Source organism: Streptomyces sp. NPDC001530, assembly GCF_042894545.1.
Lineage (GTDB): Bacteria > Actinomycetota > Actinomycetes > Streptomycetales > Streptomycetaceae > Streptomyces.
This window is the reverse complement of the sequence record NZ_JBIAVS010000020.1, coordinates 19,146-43,161: the sequence shown is the minus strand read 5'-3', so window position 1 is coordinate 43,161 and position 24,016 is coordinate 19,146. Positions and strand designations below refer to the sequence as shown.

22 protein-coding genes and 3 pseudogenes are annotated in these 24,016 nt (G+C 67.9%); 15 read left to right on the top strand and 10 right to left on the bottom strand.

All coding sequences use genetic code 11. The features are described 5' to 3' along the window. Positions 1-670 precede the first annotated feature (670 nt). Positions 671-1,195 (bottom strand): phosphate-starvation-inducible PsiE family protein, encoded by a 525-nt coding sequence (locus tag ACFY0T_RS35505; RefSeq protein ID WP_388880213.1) that lies wholly within the window; start codon positions 1,193-1,195, stop codon positions 671-673. 301 nt (positions 1,196-1,496) lie between these two features. Between ACFY0T_RS35505 and ACFY0T_RS35500 the strand changes: the two genes are divergently transcribed. Then, positions 1,497-1,652: a hypothetical protein gene (locus ACFY0T_RS35500; RefSeq protein WP_388880210.1), complete on the top strand. Its 156-nt coding sequence runs from the start codon at positions 1,497-1,499 to the stop codon at positions 1,650-1,652. A 293-nt stretch (positions 1,653-1,945) separates the two neighbouring features. Here the strand turns inward: ACFY0T_RS35500 and ACFY0T_RS35495 are convergent, their stop codons facing one another. Further along, positions 1,946-4,453 carry an ATP-dependent Clp protease ATP-binding subunit gene (locus tag ACFY0T_RS35495; RefSeq protein ID WP_388880207.1) on the bottom strand — a complete coding sequence of 836 codons (2,508 nt, stop codon included), beginning with the start codon at positions 4,451-4,453 and terminating at the stop codon, positions 1,946-1,948. 174 nt (positions 4,454-4,627) lie between these two features. Between ACFY0T_RS35495 and ACFY0T_RS35490 the strand changes: the two are divergent. Then, a pseudogene (locus ACFY0T_RS35490) lies at positions 4,628-4,708 on the top strand (50S ribosomal protein L28); the annotation flags it as partial. A 317-nt stretch (positions 4,709-5,025) separates the two neighbouring features. Then, entirely contained in the window at positions 5,026-5,940 is a 915-nt protein-coding gene (locus ACFY0T_RS35485; RefSeq protein WP_388880204.1) for an IS982 family transposase, read from the top strand. A gap of 447 nt (positions 5,941-6,387) precedes the next feature. Here the strand turns inward: ACFY0T_RS35485 and ACFY0T_RS35480 are convergent, their stop codons facing one another. Together ACFY0T_RS35480 and ACFY0T_RS35475 are read right to left on the bottom strand one after the other, a co-directional pair. Then, complete coding sequence (locus tag ACFY0T_RS35480; RefSeq protein WP_388880201.1) at positions 6,388-8,148, bottom strand: MOSC domain-containing protein; 1,761 nt, start codon at positions 8,146-8,148, stop codon at positions 6,388-6,390. A 522-nt stretch (positions 8,149-8,670) separates the two neighbouring features. After that, the gene (locus tag ACFY0T_RS35475) at positions 8,671-9,693 is read right to left on the bottom strand and encodes a TolB family protein (protein ID WP_388880198.1); all 1,023 of its coding nucleotides are present in this window, start codon (positions 9,691-9,693) and stop codon (positions 8,671-8,673) included. 155 nt (positions 9,694-9,848) lie between these two features. On the opposite strand from ACFY0T_RS35475, the gene ACFY0T_RS35470 reads away from it, so the two are divergent. After that, a complete protein-coding gene (locus ACFY0T_RS35470; RefSeq protein ID WP_388880194.1) occupies positions 9,849-11,042 on the top strand; it encodes an RNA-guided endonuclease InsQ/TnpB family protein in 1,194 nt (397 codons plus the stop codon). A 31-nt stretch (positions 11,043-11,073) separates the two neighbouring features. Here the strand turns inward: ACFY0T_RS35470 and ACFY0T_RS35465 are convergent, their stop codons facing one another. Together ACFY0T_RS35465 and ACFY0T_RS35460 are read right to left on the bottom strand one after the other, a co-directional pair. Beyond that, entirely contained in the window at positions 11,074-12,345 is a 1,272-nt protein-coding gene (locus tag ACFY0T_RS35465) for an MFS transporter (protein ID WP_388880191.1), read from the bottom strand. A 5-nt stretch (positions 12,346-12,350) separates the two neighbouring features. Next, the gene (locus ACFY0T_RS35460; protein WP_388880188.1) at positions 12,351-13,232 is read right to left on the bottom strand and encodes an alkaline phosphatase family protein; all 882 of its coding nucleotides are present in this window, start codon (positions 13,230-13,232) and stop codon (positions 12,351-12,353) included. Positions 13,233-14,230: 998 nt separating this feature from the next. On the opposite strand from ACFY0T_RS35460, the pseudogene ACFY0T_RS35455 reads away from it, so the two are divergent. Next, positions 14,231-14,962, top strand: a pseudogene (locus tag ACFY0T_RS35455) (transcriptional regulator); the annotation flags it as partial. Positions 14,963-15,154: 192 nt separating this feature from the next. Here the strand turns inward: ACFY0T_RS35455 and ACFY0T_RS35450 are convergent. From ACFY0T_RS35450 to ACFY0T_RS35440, 3 genes are read right to left on the bottom strand one after another with little or no spacing between them, the layout of a single operon-like run. Further along, positions 15,155-15,712: a TIGR03086 family metal-binding protein gene (locus ACFY0T_RS35450; protein ID WP_388880184.1), complete on the bottom strand. Its 558-nt coding sequence runs from the start codon at positions 15,710-15,712 to the stop codon at positions 15,155-15,157. 2 nt (positions 15,713-15,714) lie between these two features. Continuing rightward, positions 15,715-16,248, bottom strand: coding sequence for an SRPBCC family protein (locus ACFY0T_RS35445; RefSeq protein ID WP_388880182.1), 534 nt, complete (start codon positions 16,246-16,248; stop codon positions 15,715-15,717). Continuing rightward, positions 16,245-16,607 carry an ArsR/SmtB family transcription factor gene (locus ACFY0T_RS35440; protein WP_388880180.1) on the bottom strand — a complete coding sequence of 121 codons (363 nt, stop codon included), beginning with the start codon at positions 16,605-16,607 and terminating at the stop codon, positions 16,245-16,247. The genes ACFY0T_RS35445 and ACFY0T_RS35440 overlap by 4 nt, the downstream gene beginning before the upstream one ends. A 460-nt stretch (positions 16,608-17,067) precedes the next feature. On the opposite strand from ACFY0T_RS35440, the gene ACFY0T_RS35435 reads away from it, so the two are divergent. The 3 genes and pseudogenes from ACFY0T_RS35435 (at position 17,068) to ACFY0T_RS35425 (ending at position 19,368) form a co-directional block, all read left to right on the top strand. Next, complete coding sequence (locus ACFY0T_RS35435) at positions 17,068-17,742, top strand: hypothetical protein (protein WP_388880177.1); 675 nt, start codon at positions 17,068-17,070, stop codon at positions 17,740-17,742. 290 nt (positions 17,743-18,032) lie between these two features. Continuing rightward, a pseudogene (locus ACFY0T_RS35430) lies at positions 18,033-18,800 on the top strand (IS5 family transposase); the annotation flags it as partial. 169 nt (positions 18,801-18,969) lie between these two features. Continuing rightward, the gene (locus tag ACFY0T_RS35425; protein WP_388880173.1) at positions 18,970-19,368 is read left to right on the top strand and encodes a hypothetical protein; all 399 of its coding nucleotides are present in this window, start codon (positions 18,970-18,972) and stop codon (positions 19,366-19,368) included. A 7-nt stretch (positions 19,369-19,375) separates the two neighbouring features. Here ACFY0T_RS35425 and ACFY0T_RS35420 read toward each other — a convergent pair whose 3' ends face one another. Then, positions 19,376-19,948 carry a GNAT family N-acetyltransferase gene (locus tag ACFY0T_RS35420; RefSeq protein WP_388880170.1) on the bottom strand — a complete coding sequence of 191 codons (573 nt, stop codon included), beginning with the start codon at positions 19,946-19,948 and terminating at the stop codon, positions 19,376-19,378. A gap of 514 nt (positions 19,949-20,462) precedes the next feature. On the opposite strand from ACFY0T_RS35420, the gene ACFY0T_RS35415 reads away from it, so the two are divergent. From ACFY0T_RS35415 to ACFY0T_RS35385, 7 genes are all read left to right on the top strand, one after another. Beyond that, positions 20,463-20,801, top strand: a complete 339-nt coding sequence (locus ACFY0T_RS35415) for a hypothetical protein (protein ID WP_388880167.1) — start codon at positions 20,463-20,465, stop codon at positions 20,799-20,801. 74 nt (positions 20,802-20,875) lie between these two features. Next, on the top strand, positions 20,876-21,040 hold the full coding sequence (locus ACFY0T_RS35410) for a hypothetical protein (protein ID WP_388880164.1): 165 nt from the start codon (positions 20,876-20,878) through the stop codon (positions 21,038-21,040). Continuing rightward, positions 21,037-21,198, top strand: a complete 162-nt coding sequence (locus ACFY0T_RS35405; RefSeq protein ID WP_388880161.1) for a transposase family protein — start codon at positions 21,037-21,039, stop codon at positions 21,196-21,198. The genes ACFY0T_RS35410 and ACFY0T_RS35405 overlap by 4 nt, the downstream gene beginning before the upstream one ends. 41 nt (positions 21,199-21,239) lie before the next feature. Beyond that, positions 21,240-22,280 carry an ISL3 family transposase gene (locus tag ACFY0T_RS35400; RefSeq protein WP_388880641.1) on the top strand — a complete coding sequence of 347 codons (1,041 nt, stop codon included), beginning with the start codon at positions 21,240-21,242 and terminating at the stop codon, positions 22,278-22,280. Positions 22,281-22,373: 93 nt separating this feature from the next. Then, on the top strand, positions 22,374-23,165 hold the full coding sequence (locus ACFY0T_RS35395; RefSeq protein ID WP_388880158.1) for a class I SAM-dependent methyltransferase: 792 nt from the start codon (positions 22,374-22,376) through the stop codon (positions 23,163-23,165). Between the two features lie 38 nt (positions 23,166-23,203). Then, positions 23,204-23,773, top strand: coding sequence for an ISAs1 family transposase (locus ACFY0T_RS35390; RefSeq protein ID WP_388880154.1), 570 nt, complete (start codon positions 23,204-23,206; stop codon positions 23,771-23,773). A gap of 13 nt (positions 23,774-23,786) precedes the next feature. Beyond that, a complete protein-coding gene (locus tag ACFY0T_RS35385) occupies positions 23,787-23,978 on the top strand; it encodes a hypothetical protein (RefSeq protein ID WP_388880151.1) in 192 nt (63 codons plus the stop codon). Positions 23,979-24,016 lie beyond the last annotated feature (38 nt).

The window sequence follows — 24,016 nt, the reverse complement described above, 5'->3', positions numbered from 1 at the left end:
TCAGTCCGGCCGCCTCGCGTTCCTCCCGGCAGGCTGCGGGTCTCGGGTCTTCAGACGCAGGTCATTCCCGGTCCGTGATGGATGTCCGGGTGTTTGCTCGCCAACAGACGTCGGGCGTTGTCGGCCTGGTTGACGACTCTGCCGGCGAACGCAGCCGCCGCCTTCAGACCGCTTCGACAAGGCTCTGCAAGCCCTCGAGGTAACGTCGACGCCGCGTGACACGCAGGCCCCCGCCAGCAGGTGCAGGCGGTACGGCCAGATCTCTCGTCCTCCCAGTACAGGACCTGCTCCCACCACCGGCCACGATCGCGTGCACCACCGCGAACACCCGCTCCGGCGCCACCCCGGCCCGCACCGCACGGCCGCGCCACCGGCCACCCCGTCGGTGTTGCCGGACTCCGGCATCAGCGCTCCCAAAACGCCGAGGGCCGTTCCCCTCAGCCGGTGGGCGACGCGCATCAGACCAAGCATGGACAGCGACAGCAGTGCCGTGTGGGAGGGCGCTGCCGCCGGGACCGGAGCCCGGTGGTGCGGCGCGGGGCGGAACTGCAGAGGCGGGCCTTGGAGGACCTCGCGAATGGCCGTGAGCCGCACACCCCTGGAACGGGACGTCGGGTCTGCTCGCGAGGAGCAGCGGGTGCGGGCGGCCGTGGCTGCGGAAGGTGAAGGATCAGGACGCGCGCACCGGGGTGGGTGACGGCTCCGGCGGCGAGCGCCGCGGCTCCTGGAGCGGGAAGTAGTCTCCCGGCCGCGTGGAGCGCCGCCACACGTACACCGCTGTCGCCATCACGAGGATCAGCCCCGCCAGGACCAGCAGTTCGATCCCCTCGACGTTCCACCGGAAGGATTTCTCCGCCTCGGCCGTCACGATGAGCACCTTGCGGATGCCGGCAATCAGGCCGACGACGAGGAACGGCTCCGCGTCGAGGGTCTGGTTCCTGATGGTGAGGCGGACGGTGTGGAGCAGTTCGGCCACGATGAACAGCACAAGGCCGTTGTCCAGGGCGGAAAGAACGACCGTCTCCTCGTGATACGGCCCCTGGATCGACCTGATGACGTCGTGGATGACCCCGACGGTCAGGAGCCCCGCGAGCAGTACGAGGAGCGCCGCGACGACCAGGTGGATGCCGTCCTCGATGAGCTGCAGGAGGCCCTGTAACCGGCCGCCCTCGATCTTCGGGGTATTGGGTCGCACAAGTCAGCATGCTAGGGGTGTCCCGGCCTGCAGGCGCGGCGTGCTGGGCGAACGGGTGGACGAGCGGATCCCTCCCTGTGGTGGCAGCCCGGGCGCGGCGAGGCGCGACATCATCGAGGCCCACCCGGCGGCAGGACAAGGGTTACGAGGTAGCCCGACGCGCGGACACAAACGCCAGGAACCTGCGGTTCGTCCTGGTCGCCGACCCGGGCCTGCCCTCCGAGATGGCCTGGCTCGCCCCCGCCTACCGGAGGATCTGCGCCGCCGCATCGCCAGGGGCATCCGCTGGCAGGCGGACACCGTGACGGCGCCCCTGGTGGCGGACGAGCAGGTCGACGTGTCCGACGTGGCTAAAGTCGTCGGCATCCGTCACGGCGACTGGGACATCGGCGTCTTCCTCACCGACCTGCCGAGCCGGGCGGAGCGCAACCCGGTCCGCACCGAGGGTCGACCCTGAGCACAGGGTCGCACTGATCTCACTGCACGGCCTCGGCTCCCGGCGTCTGCGGCGCCGGAGCGGTGCGGCAGGCGGCGGTCGTCGTCAGGCAACAGGCCGCGCAGGACGAAGACCGCTGGATTCCGCAGTCGTCGGCCGTCCGGCCCCGGGGAGTAGTTGAAGCGCGAACCCTACGCGGTGCCAGGGGCTGCCCGGCCACGTCCGCCTGGCAGTTGCCGCCGTGGCGCCTTCTATCCTGGCGGCGACGCTGTCCACCCCCGCCTCATGATGAAAGAAATCCCAGTTCAGATGGGCTACTCCGCCGAACTTGCTGTGTCCGGCTCCGGCTGGTCCGCGCCGCCCGAGGCGACCGCCGGACCGAGGGTCAGTGCCAGCTCGCCGTCCTTGACATCGGCGATGACGGTGTCGTCCGGATTGACCGAGCCGCTGAGCAGCATGTTCGAAAGGCGGTTGTCGAGCTCCGTCTGGATGGTGCGGCGCAGCGGCCGGGCTCCGAACTCGGGCTGGTAGCCACGGTTGGCCAGCCACTCCTTGGCGGTCTCGGTGACCTCGAGGTTGATCTGCTGGGCGTGGAGCCTGCGCCGGCTGCGTTCCAGCAACAGGTCGACGATGCGCACCAGGTCCGCCCGGGTCAGGGCGTGGAAGACGATGATCTCGTCGATGCGGTTGAGGAACTCGGGCCGGAAGTGCGCCTGCAGTTCGGCCATCAGGTCATCCCTGATGTCCTCGACCGCCCCCTGGTGGTCCAGGATGCGCTTGGAGGCGATGTTGCTGGTCATGATGACCACGGTGTGCCGGAAGTCGATCGTGCGTCCCTGGGCGTCGGTGAGCCGTCCGTCGTCCAGCACCTGCAGCAGCAGGTTGAAGACGTCCGGGTGGGCCTTTTCGACCTCGTCGAACAGCACGACGCTGTACGGCTTGCGGCGCACCGCCTCGGTGAGCTGCCCGGCCTCCTCGTAGCCGACGTATCCGGGCGGGGAGCCGACGAGCCGGGAGACGGTGTGCTTCTCCTGGAACTCGCTCATGTCGAAGCGGACCATCCGGTCGGCGTCTCCGAAGAGCAGTTCCGCAAGTGCCTTGGCCAGTTCCGTCTTGCCGACTCCCGTGGGTCCGAGGAAGAGGAAGCTGCCGGTGGGCCGATCGGGGTCTCCCATGCCCGCCCGGCCGCGGCGCACAGCCTGGGACACGGCGGTGACTGCCTCGTCCTGGCCGACCACCCGCTCGTGCAGGGCCTCTTCGAGCTTCGTGAGCCGCTCGCGCTCGGTCTCGGTGAGCTGGGAGACGGGAATGCCGGTGCGCGCGGAGAGCACATCGGCGATGTCCTCGGGAGTCACACTCCCGGCCTCTTCCCGCTCCCCGCCGACCCCGGCGAGCTCCCGCTCCACCTGCCGGATCTGCTCCTTGAGCTGTGCGGCGCGTTCGTAGTCCTCGGTGCTGACGGCCTCGTCCTTCTCCCTGCGCAGCTTGGTGAGGCGGTCCTCGAGGCTCGCGGTCCCGGTCGGGGCACCGAGGCCGCGCAGTCCCACGCGTGCTCCTGCCTGGTCCATGAGGTCGATCGCCTTGTCGGGCAGGAACCGGTCGGTGATGTAGCGGTCGGACAGGGCAGCCGCGGCGTCCAGGGCCTCGTCCGTGTAACGGACCTGGTGGTGGGCCTCGTAGGAGTCGCGAAGCCCGCTCAGGATCTCGACCGTCTCCTCGACGGTGGGTTCGCGCACCATGACCGGCTGGAAGCGACGTTCGAGCGCGGCGTCCTTCTCGATGTACCGGCGGTACTCGTCGATGGTGGTGGCGCCGACCACGCTGAGGTCGCCCCGGGCGAGCGCGGGCTTGAGAATGTTGCCGGCGTCCATGGCACCCTCGCCGCCTCCGCCGGCGCCGACGACCGTGTGCAGTTCGTCGATGAACACGATGATGCCGCTCTCGGCCTCCGTGACCTCGTCGATCACCTTCTTCAGCCGCTCCTCGAACTCTCCCCGGTACTTGGATCCGGCGACCAGACCGGCCATGTCGAGGCTCACGACGCGGCGGTTGCGCAGGGCCTTCGGGACCTCTTCGGCGACGATCCGCTGCGCCAGTCCTTCGACGATGGCGGTCTTGCCGACGCCGGGATCGCCGATGAGCACGGGGTTGTTCTTGGTGCGCCGGGATAGGACCTCCACGGTCTGCTCGATCTCCTCGGCCCGGCCGACCACCGGGTCGAGACGTCCGCTGCGGGCCTCGTCGGTGAGGTCGCGCCCGTACTCGTCCAAGGTCGGGGTGTCGCTGTGCTCGCCCGACGCCGCCTTCCGGCCGGCTTCGCCGCCACTCAGCAAACCGGAGGAGACTCCCTCGGATCCCAGCGTGCGTGCGAGGCTGGAATCGTCCAGCAATGCGGCGAGGATGTGCTCCGGACCGATGTACGAGGCACCGGTCGCCTGGGAGTGGGCGTGGGCGGCAAGCAGAGCGCGCTTCACCGCTGGCGTGAGCCCGGGGTCGCCGGTTCCGGTGCCGGTGGGAAGGCTCTCCTGCAGGTCCGCAGCCAGCTGGTCCGGATCAGCGCCCGCCTGCTCCAGCACCTGCCGGGCGGCTGGCACCTGCGTGGCGGCCCACAGCAGGTGCACGGTGTCGAGATCGGACCCGTCCTCGGCCGCCCGGCCGCCTGCCGCCGCCAGCAGCTCGTGCGAGGAATCACTGAGCAGTCGCCCGATGGGCACGCGCTGCACGGCTGGCGGCGAGGCTGCCGGACTCATGCCGAAGAAGCGGTTGAAGAGATCGGAGAACGGGTCGCCGGACCCGAAGGGCGAAGTTGTCACAAGGATCATCCCGTCCGGCGGGCGGCACAGCGGCTGTGCGCAGCCTGCCGTAGTCGAATTGCCGGTACACGGCCATTCTTCGCCGGGTCGTCCCGGCGTGCGAACGCAGCAGGTGAGTGACGGGCGTCCTGGGCAGAGCCGCAGATGCCACAGGCGATCGGGCACGAGGAGGCGTGGCAGGCGGTGACGCTCAGCGCCAAGGCGATCAAGACGATCGACAGCATCGGTGTCGAGGCGGCCGTGGCTCGCATCCGCGCCCGGGGGGAGCCCGCGCCGGATTCCTCCCCGGAGTCACGAAGTCGTCCTACTGATCGTCCCGCCCTCGTGGGCGGATGCGCTGCCGGCCCGTGACTCGGCGGAATCACGGGCCGGCAGTGTGCCGGCAGCAACCACGGCCGCTGCGGGGCGCGCTCGTACGGGGGCAAGGAGTCACCGAACCCGGCGGTCTTCCAGAGGGGCAGCCCTCAGTTGCTCGTCGCATCGCGCTCGGTTCCTGGCTCGCTGGCAGCGCCTTGGACGGCTAGATGATCGATTCAAGGGATCGGCTGCGCGCATGGGACGAGGGCGTCCAACGTCAGTGTGTGAAGACAGAGTTGGACACCCTCGCGACTGCACTCTATGTGAAAACCGACGACCTGCTGAAGGCGTCTCCGCATCTCGCGCCATGGCGGCCGGCCGTGGGGATCGCCCCGCAGCTCACCGACGCCGAGCTGGTCACACTGGCGATGATGCAGGCCATGCTCGGCTTCACCTCTGAGGCGAGGTGGCTTCGCCACGCCCGTTCCCACCTGCGGCATCTCTTCCCGTACTTGCCCAAGCAGCCCGGCTACAACAAGCGGCTGCGCAAGAGCGCCGACCTGCTTCGCAGGGTCACCCGCCTGCTGGCCACCGACACCTCCGTGTGGAGCGACGACGTGTGGATCGTGGACTCCACACCGGTGGAATGCGGCCGCTCCCGCGAGACCGTCAAACGTTCCGACCTGGCCGGTTGGGCCGAGTACGGGTACTGCGCCAGTCACAGCCGCTTCTTCTGGGGCCTGCGGCTGCACTTGGTGTGCACCCTCCAGGGCCTGCCAGTCGCCTTCGCCCTGACCGGCGCCAAGGCCGACGAGCGCGAGACCCTGCTGGACCTCCTCGCTGCCGAACCCGGCCTGGCCGCCGACCGGCCCGGCCAGACGCTGATCGGCGACAAGAACTACTACGGCCGGGGCTTCGAACACGAACTGGCCGGGCAGGACATCCGGCTGCTGCGCCCGGCCCGCAGAGGCGAGCCGGAGCGGCCCGGAGCGTCCCTGTTCAAGCCGCTGCGGCAGGTCATCGAGTCGGTCAACGAGACCTTCAAGGGCCAACTCGATCTCGAACAGCACCGAGGCCGCACACCCGGCGGTGTCGTCGTCCGCGTCATGCAACGCATCCTCGCAATGACCGCCGCGATCTGGCACAACGACCACACAGGACAGCCCGTCCTGCGCTCACTGACCGCATATGACCACTGACCCCTTGGAATCGATCATCTAGCCGTTGCCGTCCTTTTGGTTATGCGGGTGTGAGAGGGAGGTTCCACGCGCCTCGGTCCAGGTGGGTGGTGCCGTCAGGGTCGATGCGGACGTGGGCAACGTAGAGGGGGAGGCCCCCTTCGTGGTTGAGGCGATGTTATGGACAGGGATTGAAACTGTCCGTTGTCCACGGCTGAATGCCCACGCGAGCGCGTGGTCACCGGGCTCGCCGATCCCGTGCCGCTTCAGGCCGCTTGGAAAACGCGCTGCGAGTCGGAGTACCACCGGTTGGCCCAGAATCAGTCGTGAAGAGCCTCGCCGACACCCCCAGCGGATATCGCCCTTCGACGTTTGACTGTTCATTCGCGTGCGGCTGGGGGCGTTCACGTGCACGTTGAGGTCGAGGTCTTGAGGCCAAATGGGGTGACCTGTGCCGTTGCCGGCCGATTAGAGGTCGAGGACGACTTCGGTGCTCGGTTTGCTGCAGCAGACGAGGATGGTGCCGGGCTCGGGGAGTTCGAGGGGTGGGGTGGCGTAGGTGATGTCACCTGAGACGAGGTGGGTGATGCAGGTGTGGCAGACGCCGGTGCGACAGGACCAGCGGGTGGGGATGTCGCAGGCTTCGGCGAGATCGAGGAGGGACGCGTGAGCGGGTGACCACGGCGTGGTGACGCCGCTGCGGGAGAAGGTGATGAGGGGGCCGGTGCCCGTGGGACCGGGTGGTTGGTGCGGCCGGATCGCGGCGGTGGGTGTGACGCCGGGATTGATGGCGGGGAGGGCGCTGAACTGTTCCGCATGGATCCGCTCGGGGCGCAGACCGTGATCGCGCAGGAAGCCGCCGAGGTCGTCCATGAAGGCGGGTGGTCCGCAGAGGTAGGCGTCGGCGTCGGTGGGGATGCCCATGGCCGTGAGTGATTGGGCGGTCGGGCGGCCCTGGGTGATGTGGGGCTCGTCGGGATGTGGGGTTTCGGAGGTGTAGTAGATGTGCTCGTGGGCGTAGGGGAGTTGCGCCAGGAGGGCGTGGGCCTCGTCCGCGAAGGCGTGGTGGGCGCGGTCGTGGGTGGTGTGGATCCACCAGACAGGGCGTGGGTCTCGTGTGTCGGCGAGTCGGTGGAGCATGGCCAGCACGGGAGTGGCACCGATCCCTGCGGAGATGAGGACGATCGGACGGGTACTTTCTTCGAGTACGAACGTTCCGCGGGCGCTGGCGATGTCCACGAGGTCCCTGGGGTGGAGCGTGGCATGGATGTAGCTGCTGACTGCCCCGTGGGGCTCGTGCTTGACGCTGATGCGGTAGGTGCTGGCTGTGGGCGCGGAGGACAGGGAGTAGCTGCGCACCGCGGGGGCCTCTTCGCCGATGGCGAGGCGGATGGAGAGGTACTGGCCCGGGCGGGCCTCGGGTAGGGGTGTGCCGTCGGTGGTGTTGAGGTAGATCGACGAGACGGTGGGGGTCTCGGGGACGATGCGGGCGACGCGCATGGTCTTGAAGCCCGGCCATCCCGGCTCTTCTCTGGGCTGCTGGGTGCTGGCGCGTTCGCCTGGCCATCCCGGTTCCTGTTTGGGCTGCTGGGCGGCGGCGAGTTCGCGGAAGGACTGCTGCCATCCGGGGCTGAGGGCGGGGATGTTGAGGGCTTTGCGCAGCTTCGCGGGGTCGCGGCCGGGGAGGTACAGCAGCGCGTCGATCTCGGCAACGCTGAGTTCTTCCGCCCCTTTGCGGGTGAGGCTGATCTCGTCGCCGGCCTGGACGCGTCCCTCGGTGATGACGCGCAGGTAGAAGCCGGGGCGGTGGTGGGCGACGAGCAGGGAGGCCATGGTGGGTTCCCCCAGGCGCATGCCGACGCGGTAGCAGGTGACGCGGGGCTGGGTGACTTCGAATTCGGCTTCGCCGATGCGGTACCGGTCGCCGATGCATACTTCGTCGTCGGGCAGGCCGTCGACGGTGAAGTTCTCCCCGAAGATCCCGAAGGTCAGGTCGTCGCGACCGAGTTGCTTTTGCCAGTACTGGTAGGACTGCAGCTGGTAGACGAGGACGGCTCGAATTTCGCCGCCGTGCCCGGCCAGATCTCCTTGACCGTCTCCATCGACGTTCAGCCGCCGGACCATGCGGGGGCCCGGGACGGGGGCCTTCCAGGCTCCGGTGTGGACAGTCCTTCCCTGCCAGGAGACGTCCTTGGGCATACCTACGTTGACGGACAGCAGCGTCGCCATTGCGGACCTCCTGCGGGGGGCCGGCCGGGGCAGCCCCTCATGGCGCTGTGATCTGTGCGCTGGGGCCGATCCTAGTTCTTGTGCCGATGCCGCCGCGATTCCGTGATCACGAATCTTGGTGCATTTCGCTGAGATTCTTCGAACGGAGGGACCGGCGCGGAAGGCCATGTCCATTCGCTTTTCCCGGGCGGATCATTCGTATCGTGGAAGCTCGCAAGGTGGCGGGGCTGCGCCGTGCTGCACCAAAATGATCACATGGAGTACATGCTCGAGGTCGTCATCTTGCCCGTGAGCGATGTCGACCGCTCTTTGGCCTTCTATACCGAGCGCAGAGCCCGTTCATGGACCAGATGAACCAGGAGGAGGGGCGACCTCGTTCGGCGTGGAGCGGGATCCTGCCCGGGTGGTCGCGTTCAGCGACGGCGTCAAGCCGGCCTGCAACGTGGATCGGCCTCCCTCGGCAGGGGTGCCCGCCACCGCGGTCGCGCCGCCCTCGCCGCGGCCGCATCCCGCGGCGGCCTGTCACCCCAGATAGGCGGGGGCGACGGCGGAGGTCATGAGCCGGCGGGCCGCGCCGGTGCCGTCGGCGGGGACGGTCCACAGGTCCGAGCCGTAGTCGCCGGGGAGGGCGTAGACGAGGGTGGAGTCGTCGGCCCACAGTGCCTGGTCGTCGATGTTGCGCTGTTCGGCGGTCGCGGTCTCCGTCATGGTGCGCAGGTCGAGGACGTACAGCCGCCAGGGGGCGTCGGGAGAGGCTCCCTTGACGCGTTTCTTGTAGGCGATCCGGGTGCCGTCGGGCGAGAGGGAGGGGCATTCGACGTTGCGGTGCAGGGTGGTCAGGGTGCGTGCGGCGACGTCGCCGCGGACCACGTAGGTCTGGCCACCTGTTGCCAGGGTCGCGTAGAAGCGGGTGTCGTCGGCGAAGGTGACGCCCCAGATGTTGGTGTCCGCGGCGCGGTAGGGCCGGCCGTCCTTGATGATGTGGAAGGTCTCCAGGTTGTCGTCGATGGCCCAGGTGCGGGTGTCGACGATGGCGGTGCGGGTGGAGAAGTTGGTGCCGGCGTAGGAGTCTCCGCTGACGAAGGCCGTCCAGGCGACCATGTGGCCGGAGGGTGAGACCCGGGCCCGGGTGGGGATGCCCGCTGCCGGGAAGTGGTGCAGCTCGTGCAGGTGCGAGTCGAGTACCACCGCCCGGTAGGTGTCCTCCAGTGGGCCGTGTACGGCCTGCAGGCAGATGCCGGTCCCGGCTGCCGCGTGGAAGCGCAGGCACTTGACGCCCGATGCGGTGCGCGGCCCCTGCGGATCGTCGGCGGGCACGGTGGCGATCTCGTCGCGGTGCGGGCCCCAGGCCAGGTTGCGCACCAGCAGTCGGCGGCCGGCCGTCGGCCGGAGCGAGACGGTACCGGCCTGCACGGTCGGACCGTCCGCCTGCTGCTGGTCACGCATGCCCGATCGGTGGGCGGCGTACAGCACCGACCCGGTGCCGACCGCGCCGAGCAGCAGGACGGCGACCAGCAGGATCAGCAGGCGGGTGGTTCGGGTCATCAGGATTCCTCCGTGGATACCCCCGCCTTCAGGCGGGAGAGGAAAGGGACGCCTGCGGAGCAGGGCCAGGAAAGCCGATCCGCCGCCAGGGCGGATCGGCGTTCACCGCCAACTACCCGCAGATGGCCAGAAGTTGGTGCAGTACTTTGTGAGCTGTGACCACACATGTGAAGCGGGCATTCAAGTACCGGTTCTACCCGACCGATGCGCAGGCAGCTGAGCTGTCGCGCACGTTCGGGTGTGTGCGGAAGGTCTACAACCTGGCGCTCGCGGCCCGGACCGAGGCGTGGGCGCGACAGCAACGGGTCAACTACAACCAGACCTCGGCCATGCTGACGGCGTGGAAGAAGACGGAAGAACTGGCATTCCTCAACGAGGTCTCCTCGGTTCCGTTGCAGCAGGCGCTGCGGCACTTGCGGAGCGCTTTCGCCGGTTTCTTCGCCAAGCGGGCCAAGTACCCGCGCTTCAAGTCGAAGAAGAAGTCGCGCGAGTCGGCGGAGTACACCACGTCTGCGTTCCGGTTCCGTGACGGCAGCCTGTACCTGGCAAAGATGGTCGAGGCGTTGGACATCGTCTGGTCGCGTCCGCTGCCCGAGGGAGCAGTGCCGACTACGGTGACGGTGAGCAGGGACAGTGCCGGACGCTGGTTTGTCTCCCTGCTGTGCGAGGACACCAGCATCAAGCCGCTGCCTGCCGCGGACACGGCGGTCGGCATCGATGTCGGCCTGGACCACCTGCTGACTCTCTCGGCCGGCGAGAAGATCGCGAATCCGAGGCATGAGCGGCAGGACCGTGTCCGTCTTGCGAAGGCTCAGCGGGAGTTGTCCCGCAAGGCCAAGGGCGGCGGTGCCAACCGGTGCAAAGCCCGACAGCGGGTCGCGAAGATCCACGCCCGGATCGCCGACCGCAGGCGGGATGTGTTGCATAAGCTGACCACTCGACTCGTGCGTGAGAACCAAACGCTCGTGATCGAGGACCTGACCGTGCGCAGCATGGTCAAGAACCGGAGCCTGGCCCGCGCCATCTCGGATGCCGCATGGTCGCAGTTCCGGGACCTTTTGGAGTACAAGGCCGCCTGGTACGGGCGGGAAGTGATCGCGGTGGATCGCTTCTTCCCCTCCACCAAGCTGTGCTCCGCCTGCGGCACCTTGGCTGACACGATGCCACTCAACGTCCGCACCTGGACGTGCGGCTGCGGAACGACCCATGACCGGGACGTTAACGCGGCGAAGAACCTTCTGGCCGCCGGGCTGGCGGTGTCTGTCTGTGGAGCTGGTGTAAGACCTCAACGGAGAACTCCGAGCGGGCAGTCGGCGACGAAGCAGAAACCCCTACAGCGCGAGCCGTAGGAATCCCCCTCGTTTTACGAAGGGGAGGAAGTCAAGCGGGCACCTCATCGGTGGCACGGAGGACGAACGAGGCCACGACGGCGCTGACGGCCAGTGCGGCTGCGGTGACGGCGAGGGCGGTGCGCCCGCCCCACAGGCTCCAGGCCGCGCCGAAGGCGAGCGAGCAGGTGAACCGGGCCAGCGCCTGGCCGGTGCCGACCAGTGCCTGCCCGGCACCTTGGTGCTGTGCCGGGACGGCCCCCGCGGTGGCGGCCGCGAGGACTCCGTCGGTGGCGGCGTAGAAGGTGCCGTGCAGGACGAGGACGGCGACCACGGCCGGGACACCGTGCCAGGGGGAGAGCACCAGGCCGTAGCCGAGGAGCAGGACGCCGTGGCCGGCCAGGAAGAGCCGGCGGCGGCTGAGGCGGTCTGCGAGTGCGCCGAGCGGGACGGCGAGCAGCAGGAAGACCGCGGCGGTGCCCAGGGGCAGCAGCGGGAACAGGTGGGCGGGCAGGTCGCCTTCGCGCTGGAGCAGCAGATACAGGAAGGAGTCGCTGACGGTGGTCAGGCCGAGCAGGGTCGCGCACACCGTGAGCCGACGCAGTTCCGGACGGCGCAGCAGCCCGATCGCGTCACGCAGGGCCGGCCGGGCCGGTTCGGGGAGCCGTACCGCATCGGCGGGGGCGACGATGTGGCGGGGCACGAAGAGCACCAGCACCAGGACCCCGAGCACGGCGACGCAGCCGCTGACCGCGAAGACCGCGTCGTAGCCGTCGACGGTGGCCCGTAGCACGGCGAAGGCGACGAGCGGGCCGAGCAGCGCGCCGGTGGTGTCCATGGCGCGGTGCACCCCGAACGCCCGTCCCCGGTGCTCGGATTGGGTGGCCAGGGAGATCATCGCGTCCCGGGGGGCGGTGCGCAGCCCTTTGCCGGTGCGGTCGGCCGCGAGTACGGCGCTGATCATGGGGAGGGTGTGGGCGAGCAGCAGCAGCGGCTTGCACACCGCCGACAGGCCGTAGCCAAGGCCTGCCACGACCTTGTGCCGGCGGCCTCCGCTGTCGGCGAGGTGACCGCCGGCCAGCCGGACCAGGGCCCCGACGCCGTTGTTGATGCCGTCCAGGAGACCGAAACCGAGCGGCGACAGGCCGAGGCCCGCGACCACGTACAGCGGCAGGACGGCCGTGACCATCTCCGAGGAGATGTCCGTGATCAGGCTGACCGCACCCAGGGCCAGCACGGTGCCGGGCACAGCGGCCGACCGCCGCCCCGGACGGGTGTCCGGGGCGACGGCGGCCTTGGTGCTGCGGGAGTCCGCGAGATACACGGGCGTCAGTTCCAGATGCCGGTGATGTCGGATGCCGAGGCGGCGTTGCCCGCGTGCGCGGTGAGACCGGCCAGGTCCTCCACGGTGCGCAGGACGTTGTAGTGGTTGTAGGTGGTGGAGCTGGAGCTGCCGGGGGCGACGTGCTGCCCGTAGAAGACGGTGGGGATGCGGTTGCCGGACAGCTTGTTGTCCTCGTCGAAGGTGACGGCGAGGATGCTGTTGTGGGTCTTGGCCCAGGTGGCGTAGGCGCCCAGGTTGTTCTTGATCCAGGTGTCGCCCGTGGAGACCGAGCAGTCGTGCATGTCGCTGCACAGGTTCGGTACGACGAAGGAGACCTTCGGCAGGGTGGTGTAGTCGGTCGGGAACTGCGTCATGGTCTTGGCGCTGCTCGTCGGCACGTTGGAGAAGCCGAACCACGGGTTGTGCTTCTGCGCGTAGTTGCCGCTGCTGCAGGTCGTCGAACCCTGGCTGGGCAGCGACTCGTTGTAGCTTGCCCAGGTCTTGCCGGCGGCGATCAGCTCGGAGGCGAGGTTGGGCTTGTTGATGGAACCGACGCTGACGCAACTGTCGTCGGTGCGGCCCTGGTTGGAGCCCGAGAACAGCATGTAGTAGTTCGGCTCGCTGGGGTGGGTGAGACCGTAGGACTGCGTGAGGTTGGCGCCACCCGCCTTGAGGGTGTTGTTGATGTACGGGGCGCTGGAGCTGCCGATCACCTGCGAGTAGGCGTGGTTCTCCATCACCACGACCACCACGTGGTCGGGGGTCGGGAGCGCGGCGGCCTGAGCGGTGGAGGCTGTGGCGGCCCACAGTCCGATCGACGTGGCGGTGAGGGCGACAGCACCGGCGAGTGCGGCGAGGGTGCGCTTGGGAGCCTTGACGGCGGTCATGACTGTCCTCCGGACAGAAGTGACGGACGTGCGGGGGGAGGCGCCGTAACCCTAGGAGCTCTGGGCTGGACCTGAGTGAAGGCCAGACGAACCGTGGGCCCCGCCAGGCAAAGATCACGCCAGGCACAGGTCACGTAAGGTAAAGGGCGTGCCCAGCAGGCATCACCCCACTGCCGGCACTACGGTGCACACAGGGGAAAGCGGTTTGGGCGGGGCGAGTTGGCTCGTGAGGAGCAGGTGTTAGCCCTTCACCGGCCACACCATCACGGTGATGGCGGGGGCGTGGGCGGTGGTGGACGGTACCCCGGTCGCCGCCACCAGTGCCTCCCTCGACGACACAGTGCGCGTGTGGAACCTAGTACAGGCAAGCCTGCAGGGCTCCTGGCAGCACCCTGTGCTCGCGTTGTCGCCCTCACTGCCGCGAGAGGTCTCATCGTAGGCAGGAGGCAACGACGTAGCGGTCTTCCGCCGCCCCGCGCATACCCCCCGGCTGAACGGCAGACAACAACAGCCAGCAGTAGACGTACGGGTGACGTAGCGCATGCGAGACGTGCCGCATTGAGACAGCGAACTCCGCCTAACACCGGCGCGGAGAAGTACTTCGAGCGCGGGCCAGAAGGCCTCGCCCAGTTGATCCGGCTGCGTACCCTCGCCTGGACCGGCGTGCACACCACGATCGGCGCGGGTGGCAGCCGAACCCGGCCAGTTCGCAGATTCCTGCGCTCCTGGGACCACGAACCCGCGGGCCATTGGCTGGCGAGCGGGCGCTGGCCCGTGCGGTTGAGGTGGCGGATCGCGCTTCACGGAGAGGGGTGTGGGCCGTGAGGGACTCCGTCTTCCTCCACATCCGGATGCGGCTAGACCGCTTCCACGTACACGCCATGGGCCGCTAGCGGTGGACTGCAGTTGTGCCGCTCCGAGTCGGGCGGCACGTACGGCGACTACCACTTCGGTCTGCTGGACGAAGTCGCCGCATGGCAGCGGGCCCCGCAGCCGGTGACTGGGAAGCCCGCCCCAAGTGGAGCAGGCCCGAACTGCCCGAGGGCGAGCACGAGGTGACCGCGCTCGACATCAACGGGGCTTACCTGTCCGCGCTCTAGACCCACCTGCCGATCGGCCAGCTGGAGCACTCCACCGGCGATAACCACGACCGCCGCCGCGCCGGCGTCCACCTGATCACCCCGCCGGTCTGGGAACACGACGCGTACCTGCCGAACCCAATCGGCAGCCGGGACGAGCCGGGCCGGCTGTGGGTGACCGAGCCGACCCTGCGCCTACTGCTGCGCCTCGCGGGCCCGAAGTACGGGCTGTGCGACCTGCCGGAGATCCACGAGTCCTGGACCTCCGGCGCCACGGAGGGTCTGTTAGAGAAGTACCCCGTCGCTCTGAAGGACGCCCGCGACCGGGCGATCGCCGAGGAGGACGAAGTGACGCTGGAGTACGTCAAAGCCATGTACAACAAGTTCGTCTCGACGCTGGGGGAGTCGAACGACAACCGGGAGCTGTACCGCACCGACTGGATGCACCTCATCCGCTCCCAGGCCTTCGCCAACCTGTGGTGGAAAGCGCACCGGGCCTACGACGAGGGCCTGATGGTCGTCCGCGCCATGGGCACCGACGAGCTGCACGTCATCGGCGACTGGCGCGCGGTGTTCTCCGAGGGTCGCGGCGTCACCGAGGTGAAGGTCAAGGACGTCTACACCGTCGACACCACCACAACCACTGAATAGGGCATGGGAGAACCGCCCACCCTGAACAACCACCTCATCCCGATCGAAGGAGATCACGATGGAGCCGCACGGGGAGTCACCGTCCGCCGACGGATCCGGCGAACCACCGGGAGGCCGCGCCGCCGAGCGGGCGTACCTGCACCGGGCCCGTGAAGTCGTGCGCTGACCCCGCCGACGGTGCCTTCCGGCTCGTCAGGGCTTGCGGCCGATGAAGGCGAGCAAGCGAGTCTGGACGTCGGCGCTCTCCGGCACCTCGACGCGCGGTCCGTACTGCCCGCTCGCACGGAGCACGTCGTCGAGCGGCAGCATCCCGTCGAGCAGCTGGGCGCATTTGGCGGGGTCGAGGTGTTCGTCCTGGCCGGTGGCCCGTGCCAGGTCCCAGGTGTGCATGAAGATGTCGGCGGTGTAGAACTGGTCGACCGCCCGGTCCAGTGGGATCTCTCCGATGTGCGGGTTCGACAACAGCTTGTGTGCGGTGGCCGGATCGTCGAGGAGGTCCTGGACCCCGTCGCGGTGTATCGCCCAGGCGGCCACCGGGTCGTCGTCCACCGAGGGCCCTTTCGGCAGTTCGACTCCGGCGCCGGCTTTCAGGAAGGCGGGGAACCACTCGACGAGGTGGCGGACGACGTCTCGGGCGGCCCACCCCTCGCACGGCGCCGGGTTGTCCCATGCCTGTGGATCCGTGCCGCGTACGCGGTCGGTGAATACGCGGGCCACGGTGCGGTGCTCATCGGCTGCTGTTCTCGCCATGATCAGGATCCTGTCTCGGTGTGTTGGTCGGCGCTGTCGTTCTGTTGACCGGCGAGCAGCTCGTCAAGCCGCTCGTAGCCCTCGCGGACGCCGTGATCCATGCCGCTCTTGAGCATCGAATCGCGGGCTTCGATAGAGTCCATGAGCGACTTGCCGGTGACCCGGGTGCGACCACCGAGGTCCTCGAAGACCGCCGTCTCCAGGCTGACGCCATCCGGAAAGCCCTCGTAGGTGAAGGTCTGCACGATGCGCTCGTTGGGGCGCACCTCGTGGAACACACCGTGGAAGCCGTACTCGGTTCCGTCGTCGTCGCGGTGCACATAGCGATAGGAACCACCGCTGCGCGCGTCGTACTGGTCGATCCGCATCGTCAGCCGACGCGGGCCGAGCCACTGGACGACCAGATCCGGGTCGGTGTACGCCCGGAACACGCGCTCCGGCGGAGCGTCGAACTCCCGGATGATCAGGATGGTGGGCAGACCCGGGTCGGCCACGATCCGCGTCTCGTTGCCGTGATGCCTGTCAGTGGTGCTCATGATGCCGCCTCTTTCGCCGGGGTGCCCGTCGCCGGCTGCTCACCCATCTGTTCAAGGAGGGCATCGAGACGGCGGAAACGGTCCTCCGCCTCGCGCCGATAACGCTCGATCCACTTCGTCATCAGGTCGAAGACCTCCGCCTCGAGGTGGCAGGGCCGCCGCTGGGCGTCTCTGCTGCGAGTGACCAGACCGGCGTCCTGAAGGACCTTGATGTGCTTGGACACGGCCTGCACCGTGACGTCGTACGGCTCGGCCAGTTCGTTGACCGTGGCGTCCCCGGCGGCGAGCCGGGCCACGATGTCGCGCCGAGTGGGGTCGGCCAGTGCGGAGAACACCAGCGACAGCCGATCGTCGGTCACCTCGCACCTCTCATATTCAACCGATTGGTTAAATACCCTACGGCCGGGATTCCGGCTTGTCAACCATTCGGTTGAATAGCGGCGACCGCGCTCCCCGGAAGCTCGCCCGCTGAACAGAGGCCTGGCCCGTCGCTGCGGGGGAGGGGGACGGGCCAGGCCTGCCGCCACGGTGCCACACCCGATACGCGCAGTCCCTCCGCGAAGCCGCCTCGCCTGAATGCCGCTGCCGCGCCTGCTGGAGGCGCTGCCGAAGCGGGAGTAGCCGTCCGAGAACTGTTCCTGACGGGACGCGGTTTCACGTCACCTGCTCGGGCGCGGAGGCTTCAGCGGTATCCACTCCCGGACACGCTGACTCGGCCCTGTGCTCTACGCCCGGATTTCCCGGGCATGGTTGTAGCTTCTTGCTGCGGCGCAAGCCACCTGCAGACGACGTTCGATCAGCGACGTTAGGTTGCCCCACATGACTGAATCCGGTTCCGGGCAGTCGCCGGCCTCTGACTCGGGGGATGCGTTGCGGCTCTCCGCCGCTGGCGGGGCGGCATCAGCATGGATCACACTATTGACCACTGAGCACTACAACCTACAAACTGCGCGCGCTGGCACAATCGGTGAAGCCAACGGGCGTGCCAGCATGTTCCTCGGCGCAGTGTCGGCCGGCCTTATCGCGCTCGGCTTCTACGGTCACCCGGGGCGCAATGCGGGTACCACTATCTTTCAAGTCGTGGTGCTCTCCTCCTTGGCCTTCCTCGGCCTAGTTACCTTCGTCCGGTGCCTGGAAATTTCAATCGACGACTGGCAGTTCTGCCGTCGCATTACACAACTGCGGGCAATCTACGCCGAATTGGTGCCAGAGCTGGCTGACAACCTTCGCGCGGTCGCGGGAGCCGAACAGGCGATCGTGATGCTTACACCTAGACGCAAGCCGTTCCAGCGGATGCTCAGCGTCGCGGGCAGCGTGGGCGTCATCACCAGCGTAGTTGTCGGCGCGGACGCCGGGATCTTGGTCTACGGTTTGAATGCACCGCTTGCCGCGGCTCTCCCCGCCGGGGTAGCGACCGGACTGCTTGCAGTTTGTTTCACCGTCCGCTTCCAGAGTGCCCGCTGGAAAGGCGTAGAAGCGTTCCCGGCGGAATGAACGTCGCCCCGTCCCACCTCCCTGGGGCCGCGTTGTTTGGCATCTCGGTGAGGGGTCTCGCCGCTACCCGTCGGACACCACCGACCTGGAATGGAAGCTGCTGGAGCCGTTTTCCAGTACGGCCTCCGACCAGGGCGCGTGCGTTGTCAGGCGGCGAGATGAGCAACTCGGACGCGGACGTGCTCTGAGAGGACGTTAAGTCTCTTCTCCCTCGGTTCGTGATCACTCGTTCGTGGGGCTGATCGTCGTACGGACCAATCACTCGGCATGCCCATGTTGAGATGCGGGGCATGGAGCGCGATCCGTATCCGAGCGACTTATCGGGTGAGCAGTGGGCGTTGATCGAGCCGGTGATCACGGCGTGGAAGCAGGACCGGGTGGGGCGGTCGGCAACCGGAGACCGCGGGACTTGCGATCTCCGGGAGGTCGTGAACGCGATCTTCTATCAGAACCGGACGGGCTGCCAGTGGCGCTATCTGCCCCATGATCTGCCGTCCTGGTCAGCGGTGTTCTACTACTTCGGCTTGTGGCGCCAGGACGGGCTTGACCAGCGGATCCAGGAACTCCTGCGCTGCCAGGTCAGGGAGAGATCCCGCCGATTAGAGGACCCGTCCCTCGTGGTCATCGACACCCAGTCCGTGCGTGCTGCTGCGGGTGTCCCGAAGACCACGACGGGACTGGACGCCAACAAGGGGACGCCGGGGCGCAAGCGCGGACTGGCCGTGGATGTCATGGGGTTGATCATTGGCGTTGTCGTCCTGGCAGCTTCGGCCCACGACAACGCCGCCGGTATCGCGCTCCTCGACCAGGCCGCAGAACGGTGCGGGAACCGCCTGGAGAAAGTTCTGGTGGACCAGGGCTTCAAGGACGAGGTCATCATCCACGGCGCACTGCTGGACATCACCGTCGAGGTCGTCCGCCGCAACCCCGCAGACCGGGGCTTCGTCCCACAGCCCAAGCGGTGGGTAGTCGAGCAGGTCAACGGCACGTTGATGCTGCACCGACGCCTGGCCCGCGAATACGATCACCGGCCCGACAACGCCGCCTCACGCGTCTACTGATGATCTCTGTGTGGTGTCGCCCCGCAGTCGTCAATGGGTCCAGCTCAGAGGCCCTGTGATATGCGACATCACGCCCGGAATCTCAGTACTGGGCCTCCACCGCGAACATGGCCCGCCGCCTCACCTCACCCGCCCCGGCCTGGCGCGACACCCTCCAGGCGGTCGCGTGAACATCACCGAACTCCTCATCGATCTCCAGGCCCGGCACGACGAGGCCACCGTCCAGGCCGGCGAACTGCGCGGCCAGATCGAGCATTTCACTACCGCCCTCACCGAGAGCGAGGCGCGTCTCGCGGACCTCGCCACCACCCGGAAGGTCATCGTGGAACTCGCACCGCCCGGGACCGAATCCGAACCACCCGCGTCGAACTCCGCCTACCAGGCCATCGTGCACGCCTTCAACCAGCGCCCCGACCAGGCATTTCGAGTCCGCGAACTGCACGAACTCCTCGGCCTGCCCACCGACGACCCAAACATGAACGTCACCCGCAGCCGCCTCGGACGCCTCACCCGCCAAGGCTTCCTCACCCAACCCGGACGAGGCCGCTACCAGAAACAGACCTAACGACCTCTTAGCGGGCTGGAATCGGCACGGCCGACGGCCGCCATTCTCGCCTGAGCAAACCGAACACCCACGAGTCGGATACCTCGCCGTTCACGACGCAGTCTTCGCGCAACGTCCCTTCACGCACGAATCCGATCTTCTCCAGCACTCGGGCGGATGCCTCGTTGCGCGTATCGGCCTCGGCCTGGACTCGATTCAGGTCCAGTGTGTCGAATGCCCACTGCAGCAAGGCGTGCGCGGCCTCTGTCGCGTAGCCGTGGCCCCACATCGCATCGTCGAGGCAGTAGCCCAACGACGCGCTGCGGTAGTCCGGGTCCCATTCGGTCAGACCGCACCAGCCGACGAAGGCACCGTCAGAAGCACGGTCGATGGCCACCCGTGCCCCGGTGCCTTCGTCCGCGATCTTCCGGCAAATCGCGATGAAGCGGTCGGCGCGGGCCTGTTCGGTCCACGGCGGGGAGTCCCAGTAGCGCATCACGTAGGTGCTGCTGTGCAGCGCGAAGAGGGGGTCCGCGTCGGCGTCGGTGAAGGGGCGCAGTCGCAGGCGAGCGGTGTGCAGTATGGGGGTGGCCAAAGTCATGCGCACCATCTTGTGTCCTCATGAGGCGGGCAGAACACCGAATATCCGATCCCGGTCCGGTCCTCACGATCAAGGCACCGCCTACCAGCAGTTCGGCCGGTCTTCAATCAGCACCCCGACCAGGCTCGACTACTCGGCCTGCCCACCGACGGCCCAGACATGAACGACACCCGCAGCCGCCTCGGACGACAAGGCCTCCTCACCCAACCCGGACGAGGCCGCTACCAGAAACGGACTTAACGCCCTCTGATGGCCTGCTTGTCCGTGCTTGGTTGCGACGAACGCGACCCTTGATGATCAAGGTTCTCGAAGCCGTTGATCACGAACCAGGGGGTCGCGTTCGCGTGCCATCTTCCCTGATCGACGTTCTCCAGCGCCGCCGTGAGGACGTCGACCTGCTGCACCTGTCTGCGGAGCTGTCCGAACTTGCCGCGCTGTGCGAGGTGTTGGACCGGCTTCCCGATCCACGACGGGTGCGAGGCCGCCGCTACCGGCTGGGGTCACTGCTCGCCCTGTGCTCGGCGGCGCCACCACGCTGGCCGGCATCGCCCGCTATGCCATTGATGGCTCTCCCGGGGTGCGGGCAAGGATCGGGCTGCGCCGTCCACCACGCGCGACCACCCTCGGCCGCCTGCTGTCACGTCTGGACGGTGACACCCTCGACGACGCCGTGGGCGCCTGGCTGGCCCGGCACGCGAGTGACCCGGCCGACGAAGGCGCCTCGGAGCTGGTGGGTGTGGCCGTCGACGGCAAGGCCGTACGTGGCAGCCGCACCGGCGAGAAGGCGGCCATTCAGGCTCTTCGAAATTGGTGGGGGTTTGAGCGCCGGACGGGGTTCCACTGTGGACCCTGACTGATAGATGCCCGCAGCTCTCGTAGATCATGTTGTTGTCGAAGCAAGATGATCACAACAGAAGAGCTACGGACGTGGCAAACGATACGACGCGGTTGTTGGGCCTTGACGGCCTGGCCGTGGTCGGGGTCGCCGACGACACCGACGGGCCGGTGGTGCACCTGGTCACCGCTGATGAGCGGGCACGCCACTGCCCAGACTGCGGCACCCGGGCGCGGCGGTCGAAGGCCGGCGGGTGACCCGGCCGCGTGACCTGTCGGTCGGTGGCCGCCGACCGCGGCTGGTGTGGGCCAAGCGCCGCTGGCGCTGCGACGAGCTGGCGTGTCGGCGTCGCTCGTTCACCGAGTCGGTCCCGCCCCTTCCGCCACGTGAGCGGCTACTGAGATTCCGGGCGTGATGTCGCATATCACAGGGCCTCTGAGCTGGACCCATTGACGACTGCGGGGCGACACCACACGGAGATCATCAGTAACCACACGATTACGGGCTGCGGCCGGGGCGGCGGTGGCCGATCAGGGCCGCACGGTCGTCCAGGCGGCCCGCGACTATGCGCTCTCCTGGCCGGTCGGTGCGGCGGCGTTCACCAGTCACGCCCGGGCGGTGCTGCCGGCCCAGCCCGAGCCGGTGCAGGCGCTCGGTATCGACGAGATCCGCCGAGGCCGGCCGAGATGGATCCCCGACGAGGCTACCGGGATCTGGCAGACCGCCGTGGACCGTTGGCACGTCGGCTTCGTCGACCTGTCCGGCAAGCAGGGCCTGCTCGGGCAGGTCGAAGGCCGCACCGCCCAGGCGGTCATCGACTGGCTGGCCGACCGCGACCAAGCCTGGCGCGACGCGGTCCAGTACGTCGCGATCGACATGTGCACGATCTTCAAGTCGGCGATCCGCCGGGTCCTGCCGCAGACCACCCTGGTCGTGGACCACTTCCACCTGGTGCAGCTGGCGAACCAGACCCTTACCGAGGTCCGCCGAGGGGTCACCGTGACCCACCGCGGCCGGCGCGGCCGCAAGGGCAACCGCGAGTGGGAACTGCGCAACCGGCTCACCTGCTCCGCCGCCCGGATGCGCGGCGAGCACGTCGACGCTCTCCTCGACGAGCTGTCCAACCTGCCCAGGGCGATCGGCGCGCCGATCACCGTTGCGTGGAACGCCAAGGAAGACCTCCTGGACCTGCTTGCCACCGCCCGGACCCGCCCGGACCGGGAACAGGTCCGCGATCTGCTGTACCGGTTCTACCGCCGATGCGCCGACGCCGACCTTCCCGAACTGCAGCGCCTAGCCACAACCGTCGAGACATGGTGGCCAGAGATCCTTGCGTTCCTGCACACTGGGATCACCAACGCTGGCTCCGAAGGCACCAACCGGGTCATCAAGACCATCGCCCGCGACGCCTACGGCTTCCGCAATCCCGGCAACCAGCGCTTACGCACCCGCTGCGCGACCACCCGTCGAGCCCGTGGACACCTCGATGCCCGCTAATTTCGTTGAGCCCGCACCCTGCAATCGTGTTGGCTAGCGGCACCGAACTGTCAGTACCGCAGGTGTCCGCTTGGCTGTAGCAGGGAGCTAAACGTGCAGGACATTGTTGTCGACCCCGTTGCCCACAATCGGGCAGCCTGGGACAAGTATGTCCAAGAGGGCAACGAGTGGTCGAGGCCGGTGAGTGCTGAGGATGTCGAGCGCGCCCGCATGGGCGACTGGTCGATTGTTCTCATCGGGCGTGAGCCAGTCGACCGCTCCTGGCTGCCGACGGACCTGACTGGCAAGGACGTGTTGTGCCTGGCCTCCGGCGGTGGCCAGCAGGGTCCGATCCTCGCCGCCGCAGGGGCGCGGGTCACCGTATTCGACAACTCACCCCGCCAGCTCGGCCAGGACCAGATGGTGGCGGCGCGCGACGGACTCGAGCTGCGCACCGTCCTAGGCGACATGCGTGACCTCAGCGCCTTCGGCGACGCAACATTCGACGTCGTATTCCATCCGGTCTCCAACCTCTTCGTACCAGACTTGGCACCGGTGTGGCGTGAGTGCTTCCGCGTCCTGCGACCGGGCGGAACTCTGCTCGTGGGCTTCCTCAACCCTGATGTGTACTTGTTCGACCACGAGGCGCTCGACGAGCGCGGCGAGCTGATCGTCGTGCACAAGCTGCCTTACAGCGATGTCACGCAGTACTCCGCCGAGGAACGCGCCACGAAGTTCGGCGCGGATGCCCCTCTTGAATACAGCCACACCCTCACCGACCAGATCGGCGGGCAACTCGCCGCGGGGTTCGTCCTCACCGGCTTCGCGGAAGCGCCGCACCAATCCAACGCATCCGCTCAATACATGTCGCACTATTTTGCGACGCTGGCGGTCAAGCCGGGCTGACCCAGCCGTGGGGCCGGCCGAGACGGCCGTGTCTCCGAATGGCCAAGTGGAGCGCTGTGCCAGCCCGACCCCCACTAACTTCGCTGAGCCGCCATCCACCTCCTTGCCGCCGTCCTGCACGAGGGTCAGGCCGTGGTCTCCCAGCGGAGATCGCCGCGAAGAGCAATGAAATCCCTGCCTTCGCACCGCTGTTGGAACGGCTCGATCTCCGTGGATGTGTCATCACCGCCGACGCGATGCACACCCAGATCGGCCATGCCCAGCACGTCATCGCCCGGGGCGGGCACTACATCCTGGTCGTCAAGGGCAACCAGACGAAGCTCCGCCGACAGCTGCGGCATCTGCCCTGGCGCGAGGTCCCACTGCAGCACCGCACCCGCGAACAGGGCGATGGCCGACGCGAGATCCGCCGGCTCAAGGTCTGCACCGTCCAGCCCGGTCTCCTCTTCCCGTACGCAGTGCAGGCCATCGAGGTCAAGCCCCGCCGCACCAGCCGCACGACGAATCAAGACCACCATCAAGACGATCTACGCGGTCACCAGCCTCGCTCCCGAGCAGGCCACCCCGCAACGGATCGCCGAACTGATCCGCGGACACCGGCAGGTTGAGGCCCTGCACCACGTGAGAGACGTGACCTTCGCCGAGGACGCTTCCCGCGTCCGCACCGGCACCGCACCCCGCGCCATGGCAACCCTGCGCAACCTCGCCATCGGCCTCATCCGCCAGGCCGGCTGGACGAACATCGCCGCCGCGACCGACCACTACCAGTCACGAACCGACCACGCACTCCAACTACTCGATCTTGAAGCCTGAGAACACATCAACCCCTGCTGGTGCGACCTCTGCCGTCC

Coding starts and splice junctions, on each gene's coding strand:
- ACFY0T_RS35390 (WP_388880154.1), top strand. CDS start 23,204: ATGGCCAAGTGGAGCGCTGTGCCAGCCCGACCCCCACTAACTTCGCTG.
- ACFY0T_RS35445 (WP_388880182.1), bottom strand. CDS start 16,248: ATGAGCACCACTGACAGGCATCACGGCAACGAGACGCGGATCGTGGCC.
- ACFY0T_RS35495 (WP_388880207.1), bottom strand. CDS start 4,453: ATGATCCTTGTGACAACTTCGCCCTTCGGGTCCGGCGACCCGTTCTCC.
- ACFY0T_RS35480 (WP_388880201.1), bottom strand. CDS start 8,148: ATGGCGACGCTGCTGTCCGTCAACGTAGGTATGCCCAAGGACGTCTCC.
- ACFY0T_RS35420 (WP_388880170.1), bottom strand. CDS start 19,948: ATGACTTTGGCCACCCCCATACTGCACACCGCTCGCCTGCGACTGCGC.
- ACFY0T_RS35475 (WP_388880198.1), bottom strand. CDS start 9,693: ATGACCCGAACCACCCGCCTGCTGATCCTGCTGGTCGCCGTCCTGCTG.
- ACFY0T_RS35450 (WP_388880184.1), bottom strand. CDS start 15,712: ATGGCGAGAACAGCAGCCGATGAGCACCGCACCGTGGCCCGCGTATTC.
- ACFY0T_RS35460 (WP_388880188.1), bottom strand. CDS start 13,232: ATGACCGCCGTCAAGGCTCCCAAGCGCACCCTCGCCGCACTCGCCGGT.
- ACFY0T_RS35435 (WP_388880177.1), top strand. CDS start 17,068: ATGACTGAATCCGGTTCCGGGCAGTCGCCGGCCTCTGACTCGGGGGAT.